We start from the raw sequence: 26,994 nt of genomic DNA, 5'->3' as shown, positions 1-26,994 counted from the left end.
GGCGGTGCTTTCAGCCTAACATCCCTGGTCGGACTCGGTCACGGTTGCCATCGAAGTACCTGTTCGTTATCCTGTCCGTCATTCTGCGTCATCCCATCCGATTTCAGGAGTCACCTGCCAGTGTAGACATTCCGGCTCGCCCGCGTTCTCAGAACGCTCCGTCTAACCATCGACGCGATGCCGCGCACCTGATGTCTGCGCTGTTCCCCGACTCCACCCGGTTCTCCGCTCGAACCACGCGCCGTTCAGGTGCCCGGCCTTCGCGTTTTACTCCATCGCCGATACGCTCGGCCCCATCCGCGAAGGTACTCATTCCGCATGAACTCCATCCGCCAGGACTGGTTTTCCAATGTCCGCAACGATCTGCTCGCCGGCCTGGTGGTCGCGCTGGCGCTGATCCCTGAGGCGATCGCGTTTTCGATCATCGCCGGCGTCGACCCCAAGGTCGGGCTCTATGCCTCCTTCTGTATCGCTACGGTCACGGCCTTTGTCGGCGGACGTCCGGGCATGATCTCGGCGGCCACGGGCGCCATGGTGCTGGTGATGGTGATGCTGGTCAAGGAGCACGGCCTGCAATATCTGCTGGCGGCCACGGTCCTGACCGGCGTGCTCCAGATCCTGGCCGGCTGGCTGAGACTCGGCGCACTGATGCGCTTCGTCTCGCGCTCGGTCGTCACCGGCTTCGTCAATGCGCTGGCGATCCTGATCTTCATGGCGCAGTTGCCGGAGCTGACCGGGGCGAATGCAACCTGGCAGGTCTATGCACTGGTGGCGGCCGGGCTGGCGATCATTTATCTGTTCCCCTATCTGACCAAGGTCGTCCCCTCGCCGCTCGTCACCATCCTGGTTCTGACCGGCGTGACCCTGTATCTGGGACTGGACGTGCGCACCGTCGGCGACATGGGCGAGCTGCCCGACAGTCTGCCGGTGTTCCTGCTGCCGGACATCCCGCTCACGTTCGAAACGCTCCAGATCATCTTCCCGGTCTCGGCGACACTGGCGGTCGTCGGCCTGCTCGAATCCCTGATGACGGCGACCATCGTCGACGATCTGACCGACTCCAGCAGCAACAAGAACCGCGAGTGCGTCGGTCAGGGCGTGGCGAACGTCGCCACCGGCTTTCTCGGCGGCATGGCCGGTTGCGCCATGATCGGCCAGTCGGTCATCAACGTGAAATCGGGCGGACGCGGGCGGCTCTCGACCCTGACCGCCGGTGTCTGTCTGCTGCTGATGGTGGTCTTTGCCGGCGAGTGGGTGGCGCAGATCCCGATGGCGGCGCTGGTGGCGGTGATGATCATGGTCTCGATCGGCACCTTCAACTGGGCTTCGATCCGCAATCTGCGCGAGCATCCGCTGGGTGCCAATGTGGTGATGATCTCCACGGTCGCCGTCGTCGTCGCCACCCATGATCTGGCGCAGGGCGTGCTCGTCGGCGTGCTGCTCTCGGGCTTCTTCTTCGCCCACAAGGTCGGTCAGGTGCTGGCGGTCAGCTCGATCACGCTGGAGCAGGGGCGCACCCGCGCCTATCTGGTCACGGGGCAGGTGTTCTTCGCCTCGGCCGATCGCTTCGTCGCCGCGTTCGACTTCAAGGAGGTCATCGAACGGGTACGCATCGACGTCAGCCGCGCGCACTTCTGGGACATCACGGCCGTGAGTGCGCTCGACAAGGTGGTCATCAAGTTCCGGCGCGAGGGCGCCGAGGTCGAGGTCATCGGTCTCGACGAGGCCAGCGCCACCCTGATCGACAAGTTCGCGGTGCACGACAAGCCCGACGCGGTTGCACGCCTGACGGATCATTGAGAGGAGCCAGAACCATGCATGACGAAGACAAGATCCTGGCCTGTGTCGATCGCTCGCACTTCGCCGAGACCGTGACCGATGCCGCGACCTGGGCGGCGCGACGTCTGTCGACGCCGCTGGAGTTGCTGCACATCCTCGACCGTCATCCCGAGATCGGTAGCGGCAAGGATCACAGCGGCGCCATCGGTTTCAACGCCCAGCAGACCCTGCTGACCGAGCTGGCCGAGGAGGATGCCGCACGCAGCAAGGCGGCGCGTGAACAGGGGCGGATCTTTCTCAACCAACTGCGTGAGCGGGCCATCGCCGCCGGCGCGGTCGCGCCAGACGTGCGCCAGCGTCACGGCGATCTGGAAGAAACCCTGGTCGGGCAGCAGTCCGGCGTGCGGCTGTTCGTGCTCGGGCGTCGCGGCGAATCGGCCGAGACCACCCAGCGCGATCTCGGGCGCAATGTCGAGCGCGTGGTGCGCGCGCTCAAGAAACCCATCCTGGCCGTCACCGAGCAATTCCGGGAGCCGCGCCAGGTATTGATCGCCTTCGATGGCGGCGGCATGGCCAAGCGTGGCGTCGAGCTGGTGTCCAGGAGTCCGCTGTTCCAGGGATTGCCGGTGCACCTGCTGATGTCAGGCAAGGCGACCAGGGATGGCGCCAAGCAACTGGACTGGGCCAAAACAACGCTGGAGAAGGCCGGTTTCGAGGCGTCGGCGGCGCTGGCGCCGGGTGATGCCGAGCGGGTCATCGCCGGCGCGGTGTGCGAGCAGGAGATCGACCTGCTGATCATGGGCGCTTACAGTCACTCGCCGATCCGCACCCTGCTCTTCGGCAGCAAGACCTCGGATCTGCTGCGCTCGGCACGGATTCCCACGCTCTTACTGCGCTGATGGCGCGTTTGGAGGGAGCGACGTCTCGCTCCGACTGAGGTTCTTTCCGTTCACCTTTCGATGCCTAACCCCGGCTGATGCTGGCCGGGGCGTTCTATGTGCGGTTGGCCGGCGCCGGTCCCAGGTCGTGTGTTGGCCAAGTGGCGAGTGCGTAGCGACTGAATCCGATACAAGCGATACAAATTAATTTGAAAAGCTTTATTTGCGCTTTTAAATATGCGCTAGATCAAATATGATCCAGCCGTATCATCAGTCAGCCACAGTCGCCCGCTTACGCCGATTCGCCCCATGCTCGACCCCCAAGCCTTCTTCGAAGCCCTCGCCGACCCCATCCGCCGCCGCATCCTGGCCATGTTGCTGGAGGCCGACGAGCTGTGCGTCTGTGATCTGCACAGCACGCTCGATGCGCCACAGCCGAAGGTCTCGCGTCATCTGGCGGTATTGCGCGGGGCGAATCTGGTTCTGGCGCGGCGCGACGGCACCTGGATGCGCTACCGCCTGCATCCGCAACTGCCGGCCTGGGCGCTGCGCATCCTGATGCACATGCGCGATGGGATGGGGAGTGAACCGATCGCACCAGCGCCATCCGTTTGCCAACCCTGTGAGTCCTGATCGCTGATCGAGACCCAGCGCCGTTCACACTCATCGCTTCACGCCATCTTGCGAGAACACCCTCATGAACCCAGCCCCCAAGACTGTCCTGATCCTCTGCACCGGCAATTCCTGCCGCTCGCAGATGGCCGAAGTCCTGCTCAACCATGATCTGGCCGGGCAGGTGCGCGCCCTGTCGGCCGGCACCCGGCCTCAGCCCAAGGTCGCGGATGGAGCCATCGCGGCGCTGCAAGCACTCGGCCTGCCGACCGAGGGGCTGCATCCCAAAGACATCGACGCCGTACTCGACGAACCCATCGATCTGGTGGTGACGGTCTGCGACAACGCGCATGAAAGCTGCCCAGTCTTCCCGCGTCCAGTCAAACAGATCCATCTGCCCTTCCATGACCCGCACGGTGAGCCGCTGGAATCCTTCATCGCGGTGCGCGACGACATCCGCGCGCGACTGATTCCAGCCGTGGCCGAAGCGCTGAGTCTCGACCTGCCCCCATCGGAGTAAACGCATGTCGGTTCAATGTGAAGTCACCGCCAAACAGGCCGCCGGTGTGTCCATGAGCGTGTTCGAGCGTTGGCTGAGCCTGTGGGTCGCGCTCTGCATCGTCGTCGGAATCGCCCTGGGCCGGTTTCTGCCCGCGCCCTTCCAGTTCCTCGGCGAGCTGGAAGTGGCTCAGGTCAATCTGCCCGTGGGTCTGCTCATCTGGATCATGATCATCCCGATGCTCATCAAGGTCGACTTCGGCGCCCTGCATCAGGTCCGCGATCACTGGAAGGGCATCGGCGTCACGCTGTTCGTCAACTGGGCGGTCAAGCCGTTTTCGATGGCGCTGCTGGCGTGGCTGTTCATCCGTGGACTCTTCGCCGACTGGCTGCCGGCCGAGCAGCTCGATTCCTATGTCGCCGGGCTGATCCTGCTGGCTGCTGCGCCCTGCACCGCCATGGTGTTCGTCTGGAGCCGGCTGACCGGGGGCGATCCCTATTTCACCCTGTCGCAGGTGGCGCTCAACGACACCATCATGATCTTTGCCTTCGCGCCGATCGTGGGGTTGCTGCTGGGGCTGTCGGCGATCGTCGTGCCCTGGGACACGCTGCTGATCTCGGTGCTGCTCTATATCGTCATCCCGGTCATCATCGCTCAGGTCTGGCGCAAGCGTCTGTTGGCCCAGGGTCAGGAACATTTCGACGCCGTGCTCGACACTCTGGGTCACGCCTCGATCGTCGCGCTGCTGCTGACCCTGGTGCTGCTGTTTGCCTTCCAGGGCGAGCAGATCCTCGCCCAGCCGCTGATCATCGCGCTGCTGGCGGCGCCGATCCTGATCCAGGTGTTCTTCAACTCGGCGCTGGCCTACTGGCTCAATCGTCTGGTCGGCGAGAAGCACAGTGTCGCCTGTCCCTCGGCGCTGATCGGGGCCTCGAACTTCTTCGAGCTGGCGGTGGCGGCGGCGATTGCGCTGTTCGGCTTCCAGTCCGGCGCCGCACTCGCCACCGTGGTCGGGGTGCTGATCGAGGTGCCGGTGATGCTCTTGGTGGTGCGGGTGGTCAACCGGACCAAGGGATGGTATGAAGGCGGTCTTGCCACGACGCCCCGGCACGGCTGATCGCCGTTCCAGGTTGCACTGGCCGCCGCCCCTGGCGGCCGGCACCGGGCGCGTCGCCCGTCCCATCGCCCGACCACCGGAGGAACCGAAGGATGCACACGCGCCCCCGCGCCCCGCGCCGCGAGATCCTCGGCTGGGCGATGTTCGACTTCGCCAACTCGGCCTATACGCTGCTGATCATCACGGTCGTCTTCGGTGATCTGTTCACGCGCGTCATCGTCGGCGATGCGCCCGACTACCGGCTCGGCAATCTGCTCTGGAGTCTGGCGCTCGCAGCGAGCTATCTCATGGTGGTGCTGGTCTCGCCGGTGGCCGGGGCCATCATGGACTACAGCGCAAGCAAGAAGCGCTTTCTGTTTGCGAGCTACCTGCTGACAGTCGTGACCACGGCCGCGCTCTACTGGGCCGCGCCGGGTTATGTCTGGGTGGGGATGCTGCTGCTGATCCTGTCGAACTTCGGCTTTGCGCTCGGTGAGTCCTTCGTCGCCAGTTTCCTTCCGGATCTCGGGCCGCCCGAGGATCTGGGCAAGATCTCGGGGTTCGGCTGGGCGCTCGGTTATATCGGCGGTCTGGTCGCGGCCATCTTCGTGCTGGCGGTGCTCGGCGAGGTCAGTGTCGCGAATTTCGAGCGCATCCGCTGGGTCGGTCCCTGGACGGCGCTGTTCTTCTTGCTCGCAGCGATTCCAACCTTCATCTGGGTGCGCGAACGCGGCCAGGCACGACCATTGCCGGCCGGACGTGGCTATCTCGCGCTGGGGTTCAGTCGGGTCCGGCAGACGCTGCGGCATCTACGCGCCCATCGCGATCTGGCCTTGCTGCTGATCTCGGTCTTCTTCTCGATGGGCGGCATCGCCATCGTCATCACCTATGCCTTCATCTATGGCGCTCAGGTGATTCAGTGGGACGAAACGACCCGCACCCTGATGTTCGTGCTGGTGCAGCTCACGGCCGCCGGGGGCGCCCTGGCCTTCGGCGTCATCCAGGATCGGCTCGGGGCGTGCCGCACCTACAGCCTCACGCTGGTGCTCTGGATCCTGGCGATCTTGCTGATCTATTTCACGCCTTGGATCGCCGACGCCGCGTTTTTCTGGTTCGGACTCGGCTGGCAGGCGCAACAGGTGTTCCTGGTCGTCGGCTGCGTCGCTGGGGCCAGTCTGGGCGCTTGTCAGTCGAGCACCCGCACTCTGATCGGTCTCTTCGCGCCGCGTTCGCGCTCGGCCGAGCTGTTTGGGTTCTGGGGGCTGGCGATGAAGTCGGCCAGTGTCTTCGGCCTGCTCGGGATCGGTCTGCTCCAGGCCTGGCTCGGACTCCAGAAGGCGATGCTGTTCTGTGCCCTGCTGTTTGCCGTCGCGCTCCTGATCGCGCGCCGCATCGACGAGACACGCGGGCGTCGGATCGCTGAGGAACACGAGGCTGGACTGCGGGTTTGGTGACGCGCCCTTCGAGTCCTGATTCCAGTCGGCGCTCAAAACCAGCTGGGGACTCGCCGCAGCCCTTTTACGGACCAGCGTCGCGTTGTTGCAGGTTGCAGGTCATTCATGGCCGGTGTCGTCCGGCGGTCTTTCGCCGACCAGTTCCCAGTAGTCCAAGCCATTCAACCGCGCGGGTCGCAGTCCGGCTCGGTCCCAGGCCGCCCGGCTTTCGCCCAGCAGAGTCGCTAGATCGGCCGCGACCTTCGGATGGAACAGAAAATACTCATGCCCCAATACTTGATAGCGCCCGACGGGCGAAACATCTACGGTTTGCATGCCCTCTGCGACCGTCAGAAATTCGCCGCCCTCGCCAAGCCGTGGCGAGTCGTGCAACTGTCGCGACGCCTTGAGCGGGGTGTCGTTGCTGGAAGCATAGAGCGTGATGCCAGTGGTGAGTGGCAGTAATGCAGGTAAGCGCTCGACGAAGGTCTGAGCATCGAAGTCCGGCGCCATCAGCACGAGTTGCCCGATCAACGGAAGCGTCTTTCGCTCTGCCGCTAGGCGTTCAAGCGCAAAGACCAGGCCGCGCGATCCCAGGCTGTGGGCAAGAACCTGCACTTTTTCCGGTCCCAATCGATCACCGAGATCCGCCAGCAGCTGCGCCAGTAAGGGTACGCTCCACTCGACGTCTGCCTGGTCGGGAATGTAGTCAGTGGGTCGACCGTTGGATGGCCAACTGAACATAAGGACCAGTGCTTTTCCCTCGAGGGTCCGTTGCAGCTTTGCCGCCACCCTGCAATGCTTCTCGAAGGCGTAGTTATAGCCATGCACGAACACCACGACAGATTGGGAGGTCGTGCGTGCGATCTTGCGCTGGAGATGGCCCCAGAACGCTTCCATGTCACTCTGGCGCTTGAAGCGTACCTCCCGCATCTCGTCTAACAGATAGAAGGGCACACGGGGCGCGATCTGGTTGATGACCGGAATTGGAGTAAAGACGACCTCACACTGGCCGAAGTCAGGTACGCCGCGCTCGCCGCCATAGCTCCCCTGTTCGCTGGTATGCGCCATCAATCGGCGATTGGTGACATAGGGAACGCTGACTTCCACCCCGTTTTCGTTCCCGTTGCCTGCCGCCTTCGTTGTGGCATCTGCGGTAGCCGCGCCGCACACATGGCTGCTGGCGAGCGCTGCAAGTAGCACCAGGGTCGAAGGCGATGCCCAACCGATAGGTTTGATCCCCAGGCAGGCCGAATCCGAAGATAGACGTGATGGCAAAACAGGGATCATCGAATGGTTTAGCTATAAGAGCCATTTCATGGTTCAGGCTGTCGCGCTCAACTATGAGCATTCGCTTGGCCTTGCCTGTCTCCGCCGGTTTGGCGCGCATTGCGGACACAATCTCATCATAGATCTCACATTTTTTAGGCTAATGCAACACGTTTGCCGAAAATACGACATTCCATGTGCTCCTTGAGCTGAGCATTGCCGAATGGCGCGCTCAAGAGACCCGACTGGCCGGTGTCTGGCCAGACACAACCAACAATTAAACCCTAACGAATGTCGGTTGTAGCGAACCGACGAGCAGCGTATCCTTGCGCGCCCATGTTCGCCCGATTCCATCGGCGTCCACCCGAACCCCGTCCCATCAATCCGCCCGTGTCCACGACTCATCCGCCCGCATGACCGAATACGCGCTCATCCTGGTCGGCACTGTGCTGGTCAACAACTTCGTGCTGGTGAAGTTCCTCGGACTCTGCCCCTTCATGGGCGTGTCCAAGAAGCTGGAGACGGCCACCGGCATGGGTCTGGCGACCACCTTCGTCATGACCCTGTCCTCGGTCATCAGCTGGGTCGTCAACGAGTTCGTGCTCGAACCGCTCGATATCGGCTATCTGCGCACCATCTCCTTCATCCTGGTGATCGCGGCCGTAGTGCAGTTCACCGAGACGGTGATGCGCAAGACCAGTCCCATGCTCTATCAGTTGCTGGGCATCTTCCTGCCGCTCATCACGACCAACTGCGCCGTGCTGGGCGTGGCTCTGCTCAATCAGCAGGCCGAACACACACTGGTCGAGTCCGCGCTCTATGGCTTCGGCGCCGCCCTCGGGTTCTCGCTGGTGCTAGCGCTCTTTGCCGCCATCCGCGAGCGGGTCGCCGTGGCCGACGTGCCCGAGCCGTTCCAGGGCAGTGCCATCGCGCTGGTGACAGCCGGGCTGATGTCGCTGGCCTTCATGGGCTTCGCCGGTCTGGTCGCCAATTGAGGCCGGAGCGTCCAATGCCGCGCCTCCGTCCCGCGTATCGGCCGTCATCGAGTCATCCCTTGAGTCATCGATCGAGTCATCCGTCGCCATGCTAGCCGCCATCCTGGCCCTCGCCGCCCTCGCCGCCTTCTTCGGTGTCCTGCTCGGTTATTCGGCGATCCGCTTTCGGGTCGAGGGCGACCCCATCGCCGATCAGATCGATTCTTTGCTGCCGCAGACCCAGTGCGGTCAGTGCGGCCATCCGGGGTGCCGTCCCTATGCCGAGGCGCTGGCCAAGGGCGAGGAGGAGATCAACAAGTGCCTGCCCGGCGGCGAAGCCCTAGTGCTGGCACTCGCCGATCTGCTCGGACGCGAGCCGGTGGCCATGGACATCAAGGAGAAGGTGCCCTCGGTCGCCTTCATCGACCCCGAACTCTGCATCGGCTGCACGCGCTGCATCCAGGCCTGTCCGGTCGATGCCATCATCGGCGCGGCCAAGCAGTTGCACGCGGTCCTGAACAGCGAATGCACCGGCTGCGAACTCTGTGTCGAGCCCTGCCCGGTCGCCTGCATCGAGATGCGCCCGATCCGTGAGGACATCCAACGCTGGCGCTGGCCCTATCCGGCCCGTCAGCCGGTCGCGAGCGACATCGCCGCGCCCCTCCGAGACGCCGCCTGAGGAACGCCGCGCGCATGGCCATCGCACTCAAACCCAAATCCACCAGCCAGCGCCGTCTGTGGCGCTTCCACGGCGGCATCCACATCCCGGACGAGAAGGCGTTGTCGAACGAACGCGCCATCGAGCGCCCGCCCCTGGCCGAGCGTCTCTGGGTGCCCCTGCAACAGCACATCGGCGCACCGGGAAGGCCGCTGGTCGCCGTGGGCGACCATGTGCTCAAGGGTCAGATGATCGCCGAGCCGACCGGCTTCATCAGCGCCCCGGTCCATGCGCCGACCTCGGGTCGGGTGGTCGCGATCGAGCCGCATCCGGTGCCCCATCCGTCCGGTCTGTCGGCCCCCTGCGCCCTGATCGAACCGGATGGTCTGGAGACCTGGGCCGAACTCCCGCCGCCGCTCGCCGACTATCCGCAACTCGACCCGGCGCTGATCCGCGAGCGCATCCGCTGGGCCGGCGTGGTCGGCATGGGCGGCGCCTCCTTCCCGACCAGCGTCAAGCTCACGCCCGGCACGGATCGCGAGATCCAGACCCTCATCATCAACGGCGCCGAGTGCGAGCCCTATATCACCTGCGACGACCGGCTGATGCGCGAGCGCGCGGCGCACATCCTCGAAGGCGTGCGCATCATGCATCATCTGCTGCGGGTGCGGACGGTGCTGATCGGCATCGAGGACAACAAGCCCGAGGCGATCGCGGCCATGCAACTGGCCCTGGCCGAGACCGACATGGGCGGCTATACCGAGATCGTCCCGATTCCCACGCTCTATCCGAGCGGCGGCGAGAAGCAGCTCATCCGCATCCTCACCGGCAAGGAGGTGCCGACGAGCGGCATCCCGGCCCAGATCGGCATCGTCTGCCAAAACGTCGGCACGGCGGCGGCGGTCGCGGATGCCGTGCTCGAAGGCAAACCGCTGATCGCGCGCGTGGTGACGGTCACGGGTCGCGCCATCGCCGCGCCGCGCAATCTGGAGGTGCCGGTCGGCACCCCGATCGAGCACCTGATCGCCCAGTGCGGCGGCTATCGCGAGGCTCCGCGCAAGCTCGTCTGCGGCGGACCCATGATGGGCTTCGAACTGCGCGAATCGGCCACGCCCATCACCAAGGCGACCAACTGCGTGCTGGCGCTCGCGCCCGAGGAAGCCCCAGATCCGGGACCGGCGCTGGCCTGCATCCGCTGCGGACGCTGTGCCGAGGTCTGCCCGACCCGGCTCCTGCCGCAACAGATGTACTGGAACGCACGCGCCAAGGATCTCGACCGGGTACAGGACTACAACCTGTTCGACTGCATCGAGTGCGGCTGCTGCGCCCAGGTCTGCCCCAGTCACATCCCGCTGGTGCAGTACTATCGCTATGCCAAGACCGAGATCTGGGCGCGCGAGCAGGAGAAGCGCAAGTCCGAGCAGGCGCGCGCGCGTCATGCCGCCAAGCAGGCGCGACTGGAGCGTCAGGAGCAGGAGAAACAGGCCCGGTTGCGCAAGCAGAAGGAGGCGCTGGCCGCGCCCAAGTCGACGGACTCCGGCGAGGATCCCAAGCAAGCCCTGATCGCAGCGGCGCGTGAGCGTGCCGCCGCGCGCCGGACTTCGGACACCGGATCGGCCTGAAGGCCAGAGCTTCACTCAGGTCGCGAAGCTCCGGCGGCGCGACCTCAGAAGGGGGCGTCCTGCCTGGTCGCGGATGGAGCGGAGGCGACGGGACTCGCCGGCGCCAGCCCGAACAGCTCATCGAGACGCGCGATCAACTGACGCACCTGCAACGCCAGGATCACGAACTCCGCGTCCAGCCGCTGCGCCGGGTCCATGTCGTCGCCGTCCAGTTCCTCCAGCAACGCCTCCCCCACCCGCAAGCGCTTGAGCGACAGATCGTCGGCCAGAGTGAAGCTCAGACGCTCGTCCCACTCCAGCGCCAGCTTGGTGACTTGTTTGCCGGCGCGCAGATGGTTGAGGATCTCCTCGCTGGCCAGATCCTGCCGGCTGCAGCGGACCACGCCCGCCTGCTCGCCCAGGTCGCGCAGTTCGCAGGCATCCCCGGGCACGAAATCGCTCGGCGCACTGTCCTCCAGCAGCCAGCTCGTCAGCACATTGGCCGCCGGCCGCACCGGATCCGGCAGCCTGACCGGCAGCGAACCCAGCGTCTCGCGCAGCAGTGAGACCACGTCCTCGGCCTGCTTCTCGCTCGACGAGTCCACCACCAGCCAGCCGCTCTCGGTGTCGATGTAGAGCTGGGTCCGACGCGAACGGGTGAAGGCACGCGGCAGCATCTCATTGATGATCTGCTCGCGCAGCCGACGCCGCTCGGCCCGCCCGACATCGCGCGCCTCGCCCGCCTCCAGCTCGCTCACCCGCTCGTCGAGCGCCTCGGCCACAGCGGCCGACGGCAACAGCCGCTCCTGTTTGCGCGCGCAGATCAGATAGCAGCCGCTCACCGCCTGCACCAGTGCACTGGTCTCCTCGCCCAGCGGCGAGGTCCAACCCAGAGTCGAAGTCTCGATCGGACCACAGGGACGGAAGCGCCGCCCGCCCAGCGCCTCCTCCAGCTCGGCGGCCGTGAACTCGAACGGCTGGTCCAGACGGAAGAAGCGTGCATTCTTGAACATGGCGAGTCCCCATACGAAAAGGCGCGGAGTATGCCCGACTCGGGGCGACGCGGAAAGGGCAAGCCATACGGGAGCGGTTTAGAATGACCGTAACCTCGGCCACCGATCGGTACATTGTGAACGAACTCTCACTGCCTGGACTCTTCATCGCACTCCTCGTCCTCATCGCACTCTCGGCCTTCTTCTCCGGCTCGGAGACCGCGCTCCTGACCATGAACCGCTACCGGCTGAAACATCTCGCCGATCACGGACACAGGGGGGCGCGCCTCGCCCGGCGGCTGTTGGAGCGGCCCGACCGACTGATCGGACTCATCCTGCTCGGCAACAACTTCGTCAACATCATGGCCTCGTCGCTGGCGACCGTGATCGCGCTACGGCTCGGCGGCGAGGCGGCCATCGGCCTCGCCGCCGGACTGCTGACGCTCGTCATCCTGATCTTCGCCGAGGTCGCACCCAAGACCTATGCGACCCTGCATCCGGAGCGTCTGGCCTTTCCGGCCGCCCATGTCTACCGGCCCTTGCTGACGCTGCTCTATCCCGTCGTCTGGTTCGTCAATCTCTTCACCAACGGCATCCTGAGACTGATCGGGATCGTCCCCGAGGGCGCGCCGCCGGCGGACCTGAGCCGCGAGGAACTGCGCACCGTGGTCAGCGAGGCCGGGGCCATGATCCCGGAGCGCAGTCGCACGATGCTGCTGGCGATCCTGGACCTGGAGAACGCCACGGTCGAGGACATCATGATCCCACGCAACGAGGTCGAGGGCATCGACCTCCAGGACAGCGAGGAGGAGATCCTTCAAACCATCCGCAATACCAGCTATACGCGGCTCCCCCTCTACGACGGCAGCATCGACAACGTCATCGGCCTGCTGCACGCCCGCAATGCCCTGCATACCATGCTGGAATCCGGATTGAACAAGGCGTCCCTGCGCGAGATCGCCCGCGAACCCTATTTCGTCCCCGAGAGCACCCCGCTCTATCAGCAGATGCTCAACTTCCAGCGTACCAAGCAGCAGGTCGGGCTGGTCGTCGACGAGTACGGCGACTTCATGGGACTGATCACCATGACCGATCTCCTGGAGGAGATCGTCGGCGAGTTCACCACCGACCCCGCCGACAGCCTGCCCGAGATCCATCGCACCGAGGACGGCAGTCTGCTCGTCGACGGCTCAATCAGCCTGCGCGACCTCAACCGCGCACTGCGCTGGGATCTACCGACCGACGGACCCAAGACGCTCAACGGATTGATCCTGGAGTACATGGAGACCATCCCCGAGCCTGGCACCAGCCTCAAGCTCGCCGAGCATCCGCTGGAGATCATCCAGACAGCCGACAATGGCGTGCGGACCGTCAAGATCGTGCCGACGCCGCCGCGCAAGGGTCGACGTTGAGGTTCGGACTCAGTCCGGGACGAAACGCCCGAGCGGACGCGCGATGACGTTGACGAACTCGGTCAGACGCTTGTCCTCAGCCGTGCCGTCCGAGCCGAGCGCCACAGGCGTGGTCACGCGCACCAGGGCGCCGTCGGTGCGCTGGCGCGTCAGGGCGTCCCAGAACAGGAACCACTTGACCAGATACTCGTTGGTCATGAGACGCCCGCGCTGCTGGAACCAGTAGTAGACCAGCAGACGCTCCTCGCCCATCTGGATCAGCGAGCGATTGACCGGCAGCGGACGCGGGCCGATCCCCGGCCCCGTGATCTCGCGCTGCGAAAACTCCTTGATGCGCCAGCCGCCGCCGGGCAGACAGCTCTTGGGCGAATGCACCGAGGCCCCCTTGCGCTGCGAGGCGTAATAGGCCGCATAGAGATTGATCGAATCGCCCTGCCCGTCGGTATAGTCCGAGAGCAGATAGTCGTCGAACTTGAGCGCGTCGATATAGATCTGTTCCAGCCGGTCGACCCGTCCGCGCCACTCGCCGATGTCGCTCGGGAAGAACAGGAAGCGCTCGCGCTCGGGGACGATCTCCTCGCGGTGCGGCAGGATCTGGGCCACGATGGCCATCGCCAGCAGGATCGAGAGCGCGGCCATGAACGAGGGCGTCAGCCGGCGATGGACGATCCGCGCCGGATGCGGCGGCGGCTCGGGTCCCTCGACGGCGAAGGCATCCAGGAGCGGCATGCGGTCGCGCCCGACGCGCGCCAGCAGCGCCATCTCGCCGATCAGCAGCGCCGCGCAGGCCATGAAGATCACCCAGCCCTCGAAGTCGTGCAGAAAGCCTTCGGCCTGACTCACGCCATAGCGGTTGACCAGCACGCCGATGACGCCGATACGGAAACTGTTCATCAGCACCGTGATCGGCAGGGTCGAGACGACGAGCACGATCTTCTTCCACCAGGCGCCCTTGAAGAGCACGGCCGCGATATAGCCGAGCGCGACCAGCGGGAAGAGATAGCGCAGACCATTGCAGGCCTCGACCACCTGGAGCTGATAGTCGCCCAGATCGATGACGTTGCCTTCGAGGAAGACCGGGATCCCGAACAGCCGGATGACATGGACGCCCAGCTCGGAGGAGATGAGCTGCAACTGTGAGGAGAGGTTGTTGTAGAGGAAGTTCGGCAGCGGGACTGTGAAGAATAGCAGTCCATAGGCCGGCAGGATGAGCAGAAAGGCGCGCCGGCCCATGAAGGACAGCAGCAGACCGCCGAGGGTGATCAGCAGTCCATACTGGACGACCGTGTAGAGCGTGCCCAGCTCGCCGGCGACGAAGACGAAGAGCCCGAACACCGTGAGCAGCACGCCCCACCAGCTCGATTCGAATGGGATGAGCGCGAGCCGGGTCGAGCGCTGCCAGACCAGGAAGGCCGCGACCACGGGCAGCATGTAGCCGTGGCTGTATTCCTCCTGATCCCAGGCGCCCACCATCTTCACGAGGCCCTCGAAGAAGATGAGCGTCAGCAGGCCCGCCGCCAGGAGCGCGAGCGACCAGTGCCAGGGGCGCAATCGGCCCAGTTGGACCACCGCGGCGGTCTCCCCATCCGCGACCGTGTTCGACTCGGTCATCGTCTCGTTCATGACGCGATCCCTCATTGGCTGTTGGTGCGATTGTCGACCGGATCCGGGTCGCTGTCGATAGCCTGGTTCGTACACTCATTTACGGACTTTGCCGCCGCCTGTTGCACTGCATCATAATGTCCGGTCAGGGGAGACCATCCCAAGGCCCACCATCGGAGACACCCATGTCGGAAGACCGCGACCAGAGCGCCCTGGACTATCACCGTTATCCCAAGCCCGGCAAGCTGGAGATCAAGGCCACCAAGCCGCTGGCCAACCAACGCGATCTGGCGCTCGCCTATTCGCCCGGCGTGGCCGCCGCCTGCCGCGAGATCGAACAGGACGCCCTCGCCGCCTCGCACTACACCGCGCGCGGCAATCTGGTCGCCGTCATCAGCAACGGCACCGCCGTCCTGGGTCTGGGCGCGATCGGGGCGCTGGCCTCCAAGCCGGTGATGGAAGGCAAGGCGGTGCTGTTCAAGCAGTTCGCCGACATCGACGTCTTCGACATCGAGATCGACGAGCGCGATCCCGAAGCCTTCATCGAGACCGTGGCGCGACTGGAACCGACCTTCGGCGGCATCAATCTGGAAGACATCAAGGCGCCGGACTGCTTCATCATCGAGCGCGGGCTCAAGGAGCGCATGGGCATCCCGGTCTTCCACGACGACCAGCACGGCACGGCGATCGTTGTCAGCGCGGCCATCCTCAACGCCCTGCGCGTGGTCGGCAAGGACATCAGCCGGGTGCGGCTGGTGACGGCCGGCGCGGGCGCCGCCGCACTCGCCTGCGTGGATCTGCTCGTCGCGCTGGGACTGCCCAAGGAGAACGTGACGCTCACCGACATCGCCGGCGTCGTCTATCAGGGGCGCGTCGAGGAGATGGACCCCTACAAGGGCCGCTATGCCATCGCGACCGACCTGCGAACCCTGGAGCAGGCCATCGCTGGCGCCGATATCTTCCTGGGACTCTCGGCCGCCGGCGTGCTCAAGCCCGAGTGGCTGGCCCGGATGGCCGAGGCGCCGATCATCATGGCGCTCGCCAATCCGGTCCCCGAGATCATGCCGGATCTGGCGCGCGCCGCGCGTCCCGATGCCATCATCGCCACCGGGCGCTCGGACTTCCCCAATCAGGTCAACAACGTCCTCTGCTTCCCCTTCATCTTCCGCGGCGCGCTCGACTGCGGCGCCACCGAGATCAACGAGGCCATGAAGGTCGCCTGCGTGCGCGCCATCGCCGATCTGGCGCTGGCCGAGCCGTCCGACATCGTGCGCGCGGCCTATGGCGGACAGCAGCTCCAGTTCGGACCCGAGTATCTGATCCCCAAGCCCTTCGATCCGCGTCTGATGGAGCATCTGGCCCCGGCCGTGGCGCGCGCGGCCATGGACAGCGGCGTGGCCACGCGCCCGATCGCCGATCTGGACGCCTATCGTCAGTCGCTGCGTCATCGTGCCTACCGCACCGGGCTGACCATGAAGCCGGTGTTCGATCAGGCGCGCGCCGCGCCCAAGCGCGTGGTCTTCGCCGAGGGTGAAGACGAGCGTGTGCTCCAGGTCGCACAGCAGGCGGTGAGCGAGGGCATCGCGCGCCCGATGCTGATCGGTCGCCCCGAGGTGATCGAAGCACGGATCGAAGCCCTGGGTCTGCGTCTGCGCCCCGAGCGCGATTTCGATCTCGTCGTCCCCGGCGACAACCCCCGGATCGAGACCCACTGGCGGACCTTCTACGATCAGGTCAAGCGGCGCGGCTATGCGCCGGACGAGGCGCGCGAATACATCCGCAACGACCCCACGGTGCTGGCCGCGACCCTGGTGCGCTGCGGCGATGCCGATGCCCTGCTCTGCGGTCTGGTCGGACGCTATTCACGCCATCTCAAGCATGTCGAGGAAGCGATCGGCACCGCCCCCGGCGTGCGCCGTATGACCGCCATGAACGCGGTGGTGCTGCCGGCCGGACCGCTGTTCATCGCCGATACCTATGTCCAGATCGACCCCAGCGCCGAGGATCTGGCCGAGATCACCCGTCTGTGCGCGGCCGAGATCCGCTGTTTCGGTCTCACGCCCAGGGTCGCCTTCGTCTCGCACTCCAACTTCGGCAGCGACGACTCGCCGAGCGCGGCCAAGATGACCGAGGCCCTGCGTCTGCTGCGCGAACAGGAACCCGAGCTGGAGGTCGAGGGCGAGATGCACGCCAACCTGGCATTCGATGCCATCGGGCGTCAGGCGCGCTTCCCGGATTCACGTCTGACCGGACGCGCCAATCTGCTCATCATGCCCAACCAGGACGCGGCCAACATCGCCTTCAACCTGCTGCGCACGCTCGACGATGCGGCGGCCTTCGGTCCCATGCTGCTCGGCACGGCCCAGGCGGCGCACATCGTCACGCCCAGCGCCACGGTACGCGGGCTGCTCAATATGACGGCGCTGGCGGTGGTGCAGGCGGGCTGAAGGATGGATCAACTCTCGGTGGAGGCGCCGCGCGGCTGGCGCCAAACGCTCGGCGAACTGCTCGACCGGCGCGTGCTCGCCATGCTGCTGCTCGGCTTCTCGGCCGGGGTGCCGTTGCTGCTGATCTTCTCCTCGCTGTCACTCTGGCTGCGTGAGGCGGGGATCGAACGCAATGCCGTCACCTTCTTCAGTTGGGCCGCGCTCGGCTATTCGTTCAAGTTCGTCTGGGCGCCGCTGATCGACACCCTGCCCCTGCCCTGGCTGACGCGCCGGCTGGGTCGGCGGCGCGCCTGGCTGCTGGTCTCGCAACTGGCGATCATCACGGCCATCGTGCTCATGGCGCTGGTCGATCCGGCGAGCGGCGGGGACAGTCTCACGCACATGGCGCTCGCGGCCGTGCTGCTCGGCTTCTCCTCGGCGACCCAGGACATCGTGATCGACGCCTATCGCATCGAATCGGCCCCGCCCCGGCTCCAGGCGCTGATGTCCTCGACCTATATCGCGGGCTATCGCGTTGCCATGGTGGCCTCGGGGGCGGGCGCGCTGTTCCTGGCCTCGGCCTTCGGCTCGGAGCTGGGGAGTTACAGCTACAGCGCCTGGAGCACGACCTATCTGATCATGGCCGCCGTGATGCTGATCGGGGTGCTGACCACGCTCGTCATCCGCGAGCCTGAGACCTATCGGCCCAAGGCGCTCACTCACTACTCGGCGCTCGACTATCTGCGTCTGGTGCTGGTGTTCGCGCTCATGGCCGGCGCCTTCGTCGGCGGATTCTTCCTGAGCGGGACGCTGTTCGGCGATCTCAAGCACTGGCTCGGCGGCGGTGCGCTCGGGGCCTTTCTGCTGGAGACCCTGCATTTCGGACTGGCCGTGGGCGTGGCGGCGCTCGTCGGCTGGACGCTGGTGCGGCTGGGAGCGATCGATCGAGCCATGGCGCGCGCGGTCTGGATCGAGCCGGTGCTCGACTTCTTCGCCCGCTACGGACTCAAGACGGCCTTGCTGCTGCTGGCGCTCATCGGGCTGTACCGGATCTCGGACATTGTGCTCGGCGTCATTTCCAACGTCGTCTATCAGGACATCGGCTTCAGCAAGCCGCAGATCGCCACGGCGGTCAAGACCTTCGGCGTCTTCGTCAGTATCGCGGGCGGTGTGCTCGGCGGGCTGATGGCCGACCGGCATGGCGTGGTGCGTATCTTGATGCTGGGCGCGATCCTGTCGGCGGCGACCAATCTGATCTTCGTGGTCCTGGCCCATGCCGGGGCCGATGTGACCCTGCTCTATGTGGCCGTCGGTGCGGACAATCTGGCGGCCGGGCTGGCGAGCGCGGCCTTCGTCGCCTTTCTGTCGAGCCTGACCAATGTCTCCTTCACCGCCGTGCAGTACGCCATCTTCAGCTCGCTGATGACCTTGCTGCCCAAGGTGCTCGGCGGCTATTCGGGCAGTATCGTCGACGGCATCGGCTATCCGGGCTTCTTCGTCTTCACCACCCTCATCGGGGTGCCGGTGATCGTGCTGGTCTGGATCGCCGGACGGCGGTTGGACATCGCCGGGGAACGAGCCGGGGCGATGCGCAAGAGCGAAGCGTAGTGATAGCATAGGCCGATTCAATGGCCAGAGAGAGAAGACTCGATGTCTTACGAGAAGATCCAGGTTCCAACCACCGGCGAGAAGATCAGCGTCAATGCCGATTTTTCACTGAACGTGCCGGACAAACCGATCATCCCCTTCATCGAGGGTGATGGCATCGGCATCGACATCACGCCCGTGATGCGTGCCGTGGTCGACGCGGCGGTCGCCAAATCCTATGGCGGCGCGCGTCAGATCCAGTGGATGGAGATCTATGCCGGCGAGAAGTCGACCCGCACCTATGGCGAGGACGTCTGGCTGCCGGAAGAGACCTTGAAGGCCGTCAAGGAGTTCGTGGTCTCGATCAAGGGACCGTTGACCACGCCGGTCGGCGGCGGCATCCGCTCGCTCAACGTCACCCTGCGTCAGGAACTCGACCTCTATGTCTGCCTGCGTCCGGTGCGTTACTTCAGCGGCACGCCCAGCCCGCTCAAGGAACCCGAACACACCGACATGGTGATCTTCCGCGAGAACTCGGAAGACATCTACGCCGGCATCGAGTGGCAGGAAGGCACGGATGGCGCGCGCAAGGTGATCGATTTCCTGCGCAACGAGATGGGCGTCACCAAGATTCGCTTCCCGGAGACTTCGGGCATCGGCATCAAGCCGGTCTCGCGCGAGGGCACCGAGCGTCTGGTGCGCAAGGCCATCCAGTACGCCATCGACAATGATCGCGCCTCCGTGACCCTGGTCCACAAGGGCAACATCATGAAGTTCACCGAGGGCGCCTTCAAGCAGTGGGGCTATGAGCTGGCCCAGCGCGAGTTCGGCGCGGTGGAGATCGACGGCGGTCCCTGGTGTGCGTTCAAGAACCCCAAGACCGGGCGCGAGATCGTGGTCAAGGATGTGATCGCCGATGCCTTCCTGCAGCAGATCCTGCTGCGTCCGAAGGAATACGACGTGATCGCCACGCTCAATCTGAACGGCGACTACATCTCGGACGCGCTGGCGGCTCAGGTCGGCGGGATCGGCATGGCGCCGGGCGCGAATCTGTCGGATTCGGTCGCCATGTTCGAGGCCACTCACGGCACGGCGCCCAAGTATGCCGGCAAGGATCAGGTCAACCCGGCCTCGCTGATCCTCTCGGCCGAGATGATGCTGCGCCACCTGGGCTGGACCGAGGCGGCGGATCTCATCATCAAGGGCGTGGAAGGAGCGATCGCGGCCAAGACCGTGACCTATGACCTGCATCGTCTGATGGATGGCGCGACCAAGCTGAGCTGCTCGGAGTTCGGCGAGGCCGTCGTCGGCAAGATGTAAGTCGGACTCGCAGGAAAGCCCCTCTCCTGCGTGCGGAGAGGGGCTGGTAAACGTCTCACATGACGCGATGCACATTGGCCGCATGCAGTCCTTTCGGCCCCTCGCTCAGCTCGAACTCGACCTTCTGGCCCTCGCGCAGGGTCTTGTAGCCGTCCATGTCGATCGACGAGAAATGGACGAACACATCCTCCTCACGCCCCTCGGGCTGCACGAATCCATAGCCCTTCGCGTTGTTGAACCATTTGACGACACCGGTAATCATCACTCTCTCCTCGATAGACTCCGCACTTCAGGGTAATTTCGGGATCGCAGCCGCCTGCGGGGCGGCTTTTTCGTTGTTACGGGACACGGCCTTGGCGACGCACCCGGTCGGGCGCGTCCTCTCACACCCTGGGCTGGCCGGACATCGGGGCTTGAATCCGACGGACGGCACCCTGATTCGGTAGTATAGTGACTTGATTTCCATGGTCAAACGTGCATTGTTTGACCCATCTTCGACGAACACCCCAGAGACCCATGACTAACCCTAGATCCGGCGAGGAGCGCGAATCCGGCCTGAGCGTGCAGGAAGCCCGTCCCAAATTGCGCCGACCGCCCCTATATAAGGTTCTGCTCTTGAATGACGACTACACCCCGATGGAGTTCGTGGTGTTGGTTCTGGAGATCTTTTTTGGTATGAATCGGGAAAAGGCGACCCAAGTCATGTTGCATGTGCACACACGGGGCGTCGGAGTCTGCGGAGTCTTCACCAAGGACATCGCCGAAACCAAGGTGGCGCAAGTCAACGACTATGCGCGAGGCCATCAGCATCCGCTGATGTGCACCATGGAAGAGGCCTGAACCGCGTCCACGACTGAAAGACCGCTTTATCGTTGAATCCAAACCTTGGTACAGGCCGATGCTGAGCAAAGAACTCGAATTCACGCTGAACCGGGCCTTCAAGGAGGCTCGGGCCAAGCACCACGAATACATGACCGTGGAGCACATGCTGCTGTCGCTGCTCGACAACCCGACCGCCGCCAAGGTGTTGCGAGCCTGCGGCGCGGATGCCGAGCGGTTGCGCCGCGAGATCGCGACCTTCATCGAGGAGACCACGCCGCTGATCCCGCCCAACGAGGAGCGCGACACCCAGCCGACGCTCGGGTTCCAGCGCGTGCTCCAGCGCGCCGTCTTCCATGTCCAGTCGGCGGGCAAGAAGGAAGTGACCGGCGCCAATGTGCTGGTGGCGTTGTTCAGCGAACAGGACTCCCAGGCCGTCTATCTGCTCAATCAGCAGGACGTGACCCGGCTCGACGTGGTCAATTACATCTCGCACGGCATCTCCAAAGTGCCGGGCGAGAATCGTGACGAGGACGCGCACGGCGGTGGCGAGGCCGAGGAAGCGCGCGGCGAGGAGAAAGAAAGCGCCAGTCCGCTCGAAAGCTTCACCACCAATCTCAACGAGCTGGCGCGTCAGGGCCGGATCGATCCGCTGATCGGGCGCGCGCCCGAGGTCGAGCGCACCATCCAGATCCTGTGCCGGCGGCGCAAGAACAATCCGCTGTTCGTCGGCGAGGCGGGCGTGGGCAAGACCGCGATCGCCGAGGGGCTGGCCAAGAAGATCGTCGACGGCGAGGTGCCGGAGGTCTTGAGCAATGCGGTGATCTATTCGCTGGATCTCGGCGGTCTGGTGGCCGGAACCAAGTATCGCGGCGACTTCGAGAAGCGGCTCAAAGCGGTGCTCGCCCAGCTCAAGCGCCAGCCGCACGCCATCCTCTTCATCGACGAGATCCACACCATCATCGGCGCCGGTTCGGCCTCGGGCGGGGTGATGGATGCCTCCAATCTGATCAAGCCGGTGCTGGCCTCGGGCGATCTGCGCTGCATCGGCTCGACCACCTATCAGGAATATCGCGGCATCTTCGAGAAGGATCGGGCGCTGGCGCGTCGCTTCCAGAAGATCGACGTCGAGGAACCCTCGGTCGAGGAGACCATCGAGATCCTCAAGGGTCTGAAATCGCGCTTCGAGGCGCATCATCAGGTCAGCTACACCCAGCCGGCGCTGCGTGCGGCGGCCGAACTCTCGGCACGTCACATCAACGACCGTCATCTGCCCGACAAGGCGATCGACGTCATCGACGAGGCCGGCGCCCATGTGCAGCTCATGGCTCCGTCCAAGCGCAAGAAGCGCATCGATGTCGCCGACGTCGAGGCGATCGTGGCCAAGATCGCGCGCATTCCGCCCAAGCGGGTGTCGGCCTCGGACGCCGAATCGCTCAAGAATCTCGACCGCGATCTCAAGATGGTGGTCTATGGCCAGGATGCGGCCATCGATGCACTGACCTCGGCCATTCGCATGAACCGTTCGGGGCTGGGGCATGAGGAGAAGCCGATCGGTTCGTTCCTGTTCACGGGTCCGACGGGTGTGGGCAAGACCGAGGTCACGCGCCAGCTTGCGCGCATCCTGGGCATGGAGCTGCTGCGCTTCGACATGTCGGAGTACATGGAGCGGCACACCGTCTCGCGGCTGATCGGCGCCCCGCCCGGCTATGTCGGCTTCGATCAGGGCGGGCTGCTGACCGAGCAGATCAACAAGCATCCGCATGCAGTGCTCCTGCTCGACGAGATCGAGAAGGCACATCCGGATGTCTTCAACCTGCTGTTGCAGGTGATGGACCACGGCGCCCTGACCGACAACAACGGACGCAAGGCCGATTTCCGCAACGTGGTGCTGGTGATGACCACCAATGCGGGCGCGGAGGAGACTTCACGCCGTTCGATCGGCTTCACCGAGCAGGATCATGCGACCGACGGCATGGAGGCGCTCAAGCGCTACTTCACGCCCGAGTTCCGCAACCGGCTCGATACCATCGTCCAGTTCGGCCCCCTGAACGAGGAGACCATCCTCAACGTGGTCGACAAGTTCATCTTCGAGCTGGAGCAGCAGCTCGAAGAGAAGAAGGTCGCGTTGACCATCGATCAGGATGCGCGCCGCTGGCTGGCCGACACCGGCTATGACCCCAAGATGGGTGCGCGGCCCATGGCGCGGGTCATCCAGCAGCACATCAAGAAACCGCTGGCCAATGAACTCTTGTTCGGCGATCTGGTGGGCGGCGGGTCGGTGCGGGTCTTCATCCGGGATGGTGCGGTCGCCTTCGAGATCAATGGCGAGGTGCGCGAGCTGTGAGCGGCCTTGCATCATGAGTACCGGCGCCGGACTCGATCTGCCTGATCGTTATCTGGAGATGGTGCGTGAGATCCTGTGCCGGTATGTTCCGGAATATGAGGTTTGGGCCTATGGGAGCCGTGTTACGGGCGGTGCGTTCGAGGCGAGTGACCTTGATCTCGTGGTCCGTCATCCCATCGATCCGCATCAGGTCTGTGAAAGGCTGTTCGATCTGCGCGAGGCGTTCGTTGAAAGTAACTTGCCGATTCGTGTCGATGTGGTGGATTGGGCGCGGATTCCCGAGTCCTTCCACCGCGAGATCGAGTGCGGCTATGTCAACTACCCCGGCCTGAAGGCCGGAGTTTGTGAGAGCAAGCAGCGGTGACGGCCTAGATCAGCTTGGCGATCTTCAGCAAGACGCCGACGATCACGGTGGTCTGCAACAGTCCGGCCCCGATGACCCAGCGAGTCAGGTCGGCCTTGGCCTCGGCAAGTTTGGCCTCCAGCCGTAATTCCGTTTCGCGGATGCGCGCGTCCAGCCGCAGTTCCAGTTCGCGTAGATCGGGGCGGATGACCGGCTCTATGTCTTGCTGAGCCGCGCGCACGGCCTCGGTGATGGCCTCGGCCTGTGATTCAGGGATTCCGGAGTCTTTGAGGGTGCGGACGAACTTCAGTGTGTCGAAGGTGATGGTGCTCATGGTCGGTCTCGGGATCGGGGCCGCGTCCGTGCGGTCGGTGCGCTCAGGCGTTCGGTGATGGACTATGAGGACGCGCGTTGCAGGTTGAGCGCCAGCAGGCGCTGCAAGATCGCGTCGTCGGGAAGGTCGGGCGTGTAGTCCTCCCAGCCGTAGGCGCGGGCGACGGCGGCATCGAGGGCGCGGTGGGCGTTGGTGAGCCAGGCGGGAGGATGGTTGTAGAGGTTGGTGAGGGTGCGTTTCTTCAGGTCGCCCTCGTGTCCAGGCTTGGCGATGATCCGATCGGGATAACCCGGGACGACTTCGGGGATGCGCTCGATCCACTCCGGCGGGTTGAGCCAGTTTTCGCGCAGGGTGTTGAGCCGGTGCGCGGCCTCGGCGATGGCGCGGGCGTGGTCGGCGACCTCGGGCGCGACAACCGGAACGATGGGGCCGCTGTCGAGGGTTTCGGTGCCGTGCTTGGTGTCGGCGGGCGTCAGACCATCGGGGAATGGGAAGGTCTCGAAGCAGGTGCTTGGTCTGTAGCAAGGGCGGTCTTCGAGCGTTGCGCCAAGCCGCAGCGACCAAAGTTCATGAAAGCGCGAGTGCAAGATACCGAAAGTCGTGTCGTCGGCACGGGCTATGACGATGAGTCGCTTGTCCGGCAGAATTGCAGACTTCAACCAAACAAAGGTACGGTGCTTGGCCACTTCCGAAGTGACCAGATAACGTGGCAACCCTTCCAAAGCCGCTCGCATTGCAATCCTTGGCTCTCCGTGTCGCCACCAATATCGTCTGTAGGCTTCACGCGGATTCCGGCTCCGCTCTGGTTTGACATGCTCCACGACATAGCCGAAAGGGGCCTCATAGAGCGCGGCGTCGTCTTCCGACATCCGTGTTCCGAAGTCGATGATCCAGCCATCACGCGGACGGCGCGTCACGTCCAGGCCGTTCCAGCTTGGCTTCAAAACCTGACTGTTGGGTTGTTCATGCGGGTTGGGTAGGGGTAGCCACCGCCTCGCCAACTCTCCGGGAATGTCGAAGGCACCGATCTTCTGAGACCCTTGGAAACTCACGCCAACATTTTCCGAAAGCGGCTGGGCTTGCGTCAGATTCACCATCGCGGTGTCGGCCACCTGACCTGTCAAATCGGCATGGATCGCCGCCACCGGCTGACCATCCAGCTTGGCCCCCGTCCGATCCCCGGCGTGTCCAAAAGCCACCAGTGACACCCGCACCGCCGCGCCCTCGTTGACCCAAGGCTCATCGCTCCACGCCTCGAAGATCGCGCCACTGTCGCAGATCCGCTCCAGAACCTTACGGTTCGCCCCGCCGCGAATCGAGTTGGTCGCCACCAGCCCCGCCGCTTGAAGCTGACCCGCCTCGATCTGCGCCCGCGCCTTCTCGAACCAATAGCACACCAGATCCGCGCCGGCCGGCACCCGACCTTTGTACCGGCGCTCAAGCGCCTCGAACGTGTCGTCACCCAGCGCACCACGCTTCTTGCTGCCACCCAGAAACGGCGGATTGCCGACGATGACATCGGCCTTGGGCCACTCGACTTCAGCCCCATCCGCCGTCAGCAAGGCATCCTGATGCACGATGCCCGTGAGCGGACGCAGGATCGGATTCGTGGCATGCCGATAACCATTGCGCCGACACCATTGAATATCCCCGATCCAGACCGTGACGCGCGCCAGCTCAGCGGCAAAGCCATTGATCTCCAGCCCCAGCACATTCTGCGTGCCCGTCGCCAAGTCCATCTGCTCGGGAAAGCCCAATTCCACCGATTCGACATGCGCGCGCTTCTCGATGTCACGCAAGGCCGCCAGACTCAGATACAGAAAATTCCCCGACCCACAGGCCGGATCGAGGATGCGAAACTCCGCCAGACGCAGCATGAATCGGTTGTAGTGCGTCTTGGCCGCCCGCCCGGTGGGATTCTTGGCGATCCTGGCCTTGACCTCCGCCCATTCCGCGCTCAACGGCTCCGTAATCAGCGGATCGATCAATTTCCGAATCGTCGCCGTGTCCGTGTAGTGCGCACCGATCGGCACGCGCTGCTCCTTGTCCAGACCCCGCTCGAACAACGTCCCGAAGATCGTCGGATCGATCGCGCGCCAGTCGCGCAAAGCCGCCGCGTGCAGATCCGCAATGTCCTCGCCGGTCAGCTCCGGGACATCGATGACCTTGAACAACCCGCCATTGAACCAAGCGATGTCGTAATGACCATAGGCGCCGCCGCCGCGCTTCTGCATCGACCGGAACAACTCAGCGATCGATTTGGCCGCCTTCTCCGGAGCCGCGCGCCAATGATCCAGCAGTGACGTGAACACCTTGCCCGGCAGCAGCGTCTCGTCTTCGGCAAACATCGCAAACAGACATTGCACCAGGAAATGCGCCACCCGCTGATGCTCGATCCCGCGTGCGCGCATCCGTTCGGCAATCGCCGAGAACTCGCGCGCCGCCTCTTCCGTGATCGCCGCGCTGGACTTCTCGGGACGCAGTTTCTCCGGATCGGTGAAGACCCAGCGCAGAATCTGACGCTGATCCTGATCGTGCAGGTCATCGAGACGAATCTCGCGCGGCTCGTCCGGATAGCCGGTGAAGGCGGTATGAATGATGATCCGCTCGCGGTCGCACACCACCAGCAGCGGCGGGTTGTCGAGATGACCGGCATAGTCGGTCAACTGCTTGTAGGCTTTGTCCAGGTCCAGCCCTGGCTTCTTGTTTTCCCAGCCGAAGTATCCGCGCTTCCAGACATCCGCCCAGCCCTGACCGCCGGCGGCCTTCTTCGCCCCGCGCTCGAAGCAGTAGTTATCGGGATCGCGCGGCTTGTCGACCCCCAGCAGATCGCACAGATCATTGAAATACTGCTGTGCGCCCTGGCGCTCGGTCAGTGGCTTGCCTTTCCACAGCGCAATGAACGTATCCGGTGTCACAAATCGTCTCCGTAATTCTACTTTGTCACATTTACCGTAACTCATTGAATCTAATGACTTTAGTTACCCACAGGCTAGGTCGTCATTTCCTTTTA

Annotated in this window: 22 protein-coding genes; 16 read left to right on the top strand and 6 right to left on the bottom strand. The window is 64.3% G+C overall.

The window, feature by feature from the left end:
• The first annotated feature begins 318 nt into the window (after nucleotides 1-318).
• From HW932_RS04035 to HW932_RS04010, 6 genes are all read left to right on the top strand, one after another.
• Nucleotides 319-1,800 (top strand): SulP family inorganic anion transporter, encoded by a 1,482-nt coding sequence (locus HW932_RS04035; protein ID WP_176975203.1) that lies wholly within the window; start codon nucleotides 319-321, stop codon nucleotides 1,798-1,800.
• 14 nt (nucleotides 1,801-1,814) lie between these two features.
• On the top strand, nucleotides 1,815-2,678 hold the full coding sequence (locus HW932_RS04030) for a universal stress protein (protein WP_176975202.1): 864 nt from the start codon (nucleotides 1,815-1,817) through the stop codon (nucleotides 2,676-2,678).
• Nucleotides 2,679-2,966: 288 nt separating this feature from the next.
• Nucleotides 2,967-3,290, top strand: a complete 324-nt coding sequence (locus HW932_RS04025) for an ArsR/SmtB family transcription factor (protein ID WP_176975201.1) — start codon at nucleotides 2,967-2,969, stop codon at nucleotides 3,288-3,290.
• A gap of 64 nt (nucleotides 3,291-3,354) precedes the next feature.
• Nucleotides 3,355-3,789, top strand: coding sequence for an arsenate reductase ArsC (locus tag HW932_RS04020; protein ID WP_176975200.1), 435 nt, complete (start codon nucleotides 3,355-3,357; stop codon nucleotides 3,787-3,789).
• A 4-nt stretch (nucleotides 3,790-3,793) separates the two neighbouring features.
• Complete coding sequence (gene arsB, locus HW932_RS04015) at nucleotides 3,794-4,885, top strand: ACR3 family arsenite efflux transporter (protein ID WP_176975199.1); 1,092 nt, start codon at nucleotides 3,794-3,796, stop codon at nucleotides 4,883-4,885.
• A 92-nt stretch (nucleotides 4,886-4,977) separates the two neighbouring features.
• A complete protein-coding gene (locus HW932_RS04010; RefSeq protein WP_176975198.1) occupies nucleotides 4,978-6,318 on the top strand; it encodes an MFS transporter in 1,341 nt (446 codons plus the stop codon).
• A 99-nt stretch (nucleotides 6,319-6,417) separates the two neighbouring features.
• Here the strand turns inward: HW932_RS04010 and HW932_RS04005 are convergent, their stop codons facing one another.
• On the bottom strand, nucleotides 6,418-7,575 hold the full coding sequence (locus HW932_RS04005; protein ID WP_176975197.1) for an alpha/beta hydrolase: 1,158 nt from the start codon (nucleotides 7,573-7,575) through the stop codon (nucleotides 6,418-6,420).
• A 404-nt stretch (nucleotides 7,576-7,979) separates the two neighbouring features.
• On the opposite strand from HW932_RS04005, the gene rsxA reads away from it, so the two are divergent.
• From rsxA to rsxC, 3 genes are all read left to right on the top strand, one after another.
• Nucleotides 7,980-8,561 carry an electron transport complex subunit RsxA gene (gene rsxA, locus HW932_RS04000; RefSeq protein ID WP_176975196.1) on the top strand — a complete coding sequence of 194 codons (582 nt, stop codon included), beginning with the start codon at nucleotides 7,980-7,982 and terminating at the stop codon, nucleotides 8,559-8,561.
• 88 nt (nucleotides 8,562-8,649) lie between these two features.
• Nucleotides 8,650-9,219 carry an electron transport complex subunit RsxB gene (rsxB, locus tag HW932_RS03995; RefSeq protein ID WP_176975195.1) on the top strand — a complete coding sequence of 190 codons (570 nt, stop codon included), beginning with the start codon at nucleotides 8,650-8,652 and terminating at the stop codon, nucleotides 9,217-9,219.
• A gap of 14 nt (nucleotides 9,220-9,233) precedes the next feature.
• On the top strand, nucleotides 9,234-10,820 hold the full coding sequence (gene rsxC, locus HW932_RS03990) for an electron transport complex subunit RsxC (protein ID WP_176975194.1): 1,587 nt from the start codon (nucleotides 9,234-9,236) through the stop codon (nucleotides 10,818-10,820).
• Between the two features lie 44 nt (nucleotides 10,821-10,864).
• Here rsxC and HW932_RS03985 read toward each other — a convergent pair whose 3' ends face one another.
• Nucleotides 10,865-11,812 (bottom strand): recombination-associated protein RdgC, encoded by a 948-nt coding sequence (locus tag HW932_RS03985; protein WP_176975193.1) that lies wholly within the window; start codon nucleotides 11,810-11,812, stop codon nucleotides 10,865-10,867.
• A 116-nt stretch (nucleotides 11,813-11,928) separates the two neighbouring features.
• Between HW932_RS03985 and HW932_RS03980 the strand changes: the two genes are divergently transcribed.
• Nucleotides 11,929-13,203 carry a CNNM domain-containing protein gene (locus HW932_RS03980; RefSeq protein WP_176975354.1) on the top strand — a complete coding sequence of 425 codons (1,275 nt, stop codon included), beginning with the start codon at nucleotides 11,929-11,931 and terminating at the stop codon, nucleotides 13,201-13,203.
• Nucleotides 13,204-13,212: 9 nt separating this feature from the next.
• Here the strand turns inward: HW932_RS03980 and xrtD are convergent, their stop codons facing one another.
• Nucleotides 13,213-14,826, bottom strand: coding sequence for a VPLPA-CTERM-specific exosortase XrtD (xrtD, locus tag HW932_RS03975; protein WP_246296644.1), 1,614 nt, complete (start codon nucleotides 14,824-14,826; stop codon nucleotides 13,213-13,215).
• Nucleotides 14,827-14,990: 164 nt separating this feature from the next.
• On the opposite strand from xrtD, the gene HW932_RS03970 reads away from it, so the two are divergent.
• Genes HW932_RS03970 through icd form a run of 3 tightly spaced genes read left to right on the top strand, consistent with a single transcriptional unit; the run spans nucleotide 14,991 to nucleotide 20,138 of the window.
• Complete coding sequence (locus HW932_RS03970) at nucleotides 14,991-17,252, top strand: NADP-dependent malic enzyme (RefSeq protein WP_176975191.1); 2,262 nt, start codon at nucleotides 14,991-14,993, stop codon at nucleotides 17,250-17,252.
• A 3-nt stretch (nucleotides 17,253-17,255) separates the two neighbouring features.
• A complete protein-coding gene (locus tag HW932_RS03965) occupies nucleotides 17,256-18,839 on the top strand; it encodes an AmpG family muropeptide MFS transporter (protein ID WP_176975190.1) in 1,584 nt (527 codons plus the stop codon).
• Nucleotides 18,840-18,881: 42 nt separating this feature from the next.
• The gene (gene icd, locus HW932_RS03960) at nucleotides 18,882-20,138 is read left to right on the top strand and encodes an NADP-dependent isocitrate dehydrogenase (RefSeq protein ID WP_176975189.1); all 1,257 of its coding nucleotides are present in this window, start codon (nucleotides 18,882-18,884) and stop codon (nucleotides 20,136-20,138) included.
• 55 nt (nucleotides 20,139-20,193) lie between these two features.
• Here the strand turns inward: icd and HW932_RS03955 are convergent, their stop codons facing one another.
• On the bottom strand, nucleotides 20,194-20,400 hold the full coding sequence (locus tag HW932_RS03955) for a cold-shock protein (protein ID WP_176975188.1): 207 nt from the start codon (nucleotides 20,398-20,400) through the stop codon (nucleotides 20,194-20,196).
• A 254-nt stretch (nucleotides 20,401-20,654) separates the two neighbouring features.
• Between HW932_RS03955 and clpS the strand changes: the two genes are divergently transcribed.
• Genes clpS through HW932_RS03940 form a run of 3 tightly spaced genes read left to right on the top strand, consistent with a single transcriptional unit; the run spans nucleotide 20,655 to nucleotide 23,668 of the window.
• Nucleotides 20,655-20,978: an ATP-dependent Clp protease adapter ClpS gene (clpS, locus tag HW932_RS03950; RefSeq protein WP_176975187.1), complete on the top strand. Its 324-nt coding sequence runs from the start codon at nucleotides 20,655-20,657 to the stop codon at nucleotides 20,976-20,978.
• A gap of 58 nt (nucleotides 20,979-21,036) precedes the next feature.
• A complete protein-coding gene (gene clpA / locus HW932_RS03945) occupies nucleotides 21,037-23,304 on the top strand; it encodes an ATP-dependent Clp protease ATP-binding subunit ClpA (RefSeq protein ID WP_176975186.1) in 2,268 nt (755 codons plus the stop codon).
• 13 nt (nucleotides 23,305-23,317) lie between these two features.
• Nucleotides 23,318-23,668, top strand: coding sequence for a nucleotidyltransferase family protein (locus HW932_RS03940; RefSeq protein WP_176975185.1), 351 nt, complete (start codon nucleotides 23,318-23,320; stop codon nucleotides 23,666-23,668).
• 4 nt (nucleotides 23,669-23,672) lie between these two features.
• Here the strand turns inward: HW932_RS03940 and HW932_RS03935 are convergent, their stop codons facing one another.
• Together HW932_RS03935 and HW932_RS03930 are read right to left on the bottom strand one after the other, a co-directional pair.
• Complete coding sequence (locus tag HW932_RS03935) at nucleotides 23,673-23,981, bottom strand: DUF1640 domain-containing protein (RefSeq protein WP_176975184.1); 309 nt, start codon at nucleotides 23,979-23,981, stop codon at nucleotides 23,673-23,675.
• Nucleotides 23,982-24,043: 62 nt separating this feature from the next.
• Nucleotides 24,044-26,899 carry a DNA methyltransferase gene (locus HW932_RS03930; RefSeq protein ID WP_176975183.1) on the bottom strand — a complete coding sequence of 952 codons (2,856 nt, stop codon included), beginning with the start codon at nucleotides 26,897-26,899 and terminating at the stop codon, nucleotides 24,044-24,046.
• Nucleotides 26,900-26,994: the final 95 nt, after the last annotated feature.

The organism is Allochromatium humboldtianum (assembly GCF_013385175.1).
Taxonomy (GTDB): Bacteria; Pseudomonadota; Gammaproteobacteria; order Chromatiales; family Chromatiaceae; genus Thermochromatium; species Thermochromatium humboldtianum.
The sequence above is the reverse complement of the archived record's forward strand: the minus strand, read 5'-3'. Positions and strand labels throughout refer to the sequence as shown.

Coding starts and splice junctions, on each gene's coding strand:
- HW932_RS04035 (WP_176975203.1), top strand. CDS start 319: ATGAACTCCATCCGCCAGGACTGGTTTTCCAATGTCCGCAACGATCTG.
- HW932_RS04030 (WP_176975202.1), top strand. CDS start 1,815: ATGCATGACGAAGACAAGATCCTGGCCTGTGTCGATCGCTCGCACTTC.
- HW932_RS04025 (WP_176975201.1), top strand. CDS start 2,967: ATGCTCGACCCCCAAGCCTTCTTCGAAGCCCTCGCCGACCCCATCCGC.
- HW932_RS04020 (WP_176975200.1), top strand. CDS start 3,355: ATGAACCCAGCCCCCAAGACTGTCCTGATCCTCTGCACCGGCAATTCC.
- arsB (WP_176975199.1), top strand. CDS start 3,794: ATGTCGGTTCAATGTGAAGTCACCGCCAAACAGGCCGCCGGTGTGTCC.
- HW932_RS04010 (WP_176975198.1), top strand. CDS start 4,978: ATGCACACGCGCCCCCGCGCCCCGCGCCGCGAGATCCTCGGCTGGGCG.
- rsxA (WP_176975196.1), top strand. CDS start 7,980: ATGACCGAATACGCGCTCATCCTGGTCGGCACTGTGCTGGTCAACAAC.
- rsxB (WP_176975195.1), top strand. CDS start 8,650: ATGCTAGCCGCCATCCTGGCCCTCGCCGCCCTCGCCGCCTTCTTCGGT.
- rsxC (WP_176975194.1), top strand. CDS start 9,234: ATGGCCATCGCACTCAAACCCAAATCCACCAGCCAGCGCCGTCTGTGG.
- HW932_RS03985 (WP_176975193.1), bottom strand. CDS start 11,812: ATGTTCAAGAATGCACGCTTCTTCCGTCTGGACCAGCCGTTCGAGTTC.
- xrtD (WP_246296644.1), bottom strand. CDS start 14,826: ATGAACGAGACGATGACCGAGTCGAACACGGTCGCGGATGGGGAGACC.
- HW932_RS03970 (WP_176975191.1), top strand. CDS start 14,991: ATGTCGGAAGACCGCGACCAGAGCGCCCTGGACTATCACCGTTATCCC.
- HW932_RS03965 (WP_176975190.1), top strand. CDS start 17,256: ATGGATCAACTCTCGGTGGAGGCGCCGCGCGGCTGGCGCCAAACGCTC.
- icd (WP_176975189.1), top strand. CDS start 18,882: ATGTCTTACGAGAAGATCCAGGTTCCAACCACCGGCGAGAAGATCAGC.
- HW932_RS03955 (WP_176975188.1), bottom strand. CDS start 20,400: ATGATTACCGGTGTCGTCAAATGGTTCAACAACGCGAAGGGCTATGGA.
- clpS (WP_176975187.1), top strand. CDS start 20,655: ATGACTAACCCTAGATCCGGCGAGGAGCGCGAATCCGGCCTGAGCGTG.
- clpA (WP_176975186.1), top strand. CDS start 21,037: ATGCTGAGCAAAGAACTCGAATTCACGCTGAACCGGGCCTTCAAGGAG.
- HW932_RS03940 (WP_176975185.1), top strand. CDS start 23,318: ATGAGTACCGGCGCCGGACTCGATCTGCCTGATCGTTATCTGGAGATG.
- HW932_RS03935 (WP_176975184.1), bottom strand. CDS start 23,981: ATGAGCACCATCACCTTCGACACACTGAAGTTCGTCCGCACCCTCAAA.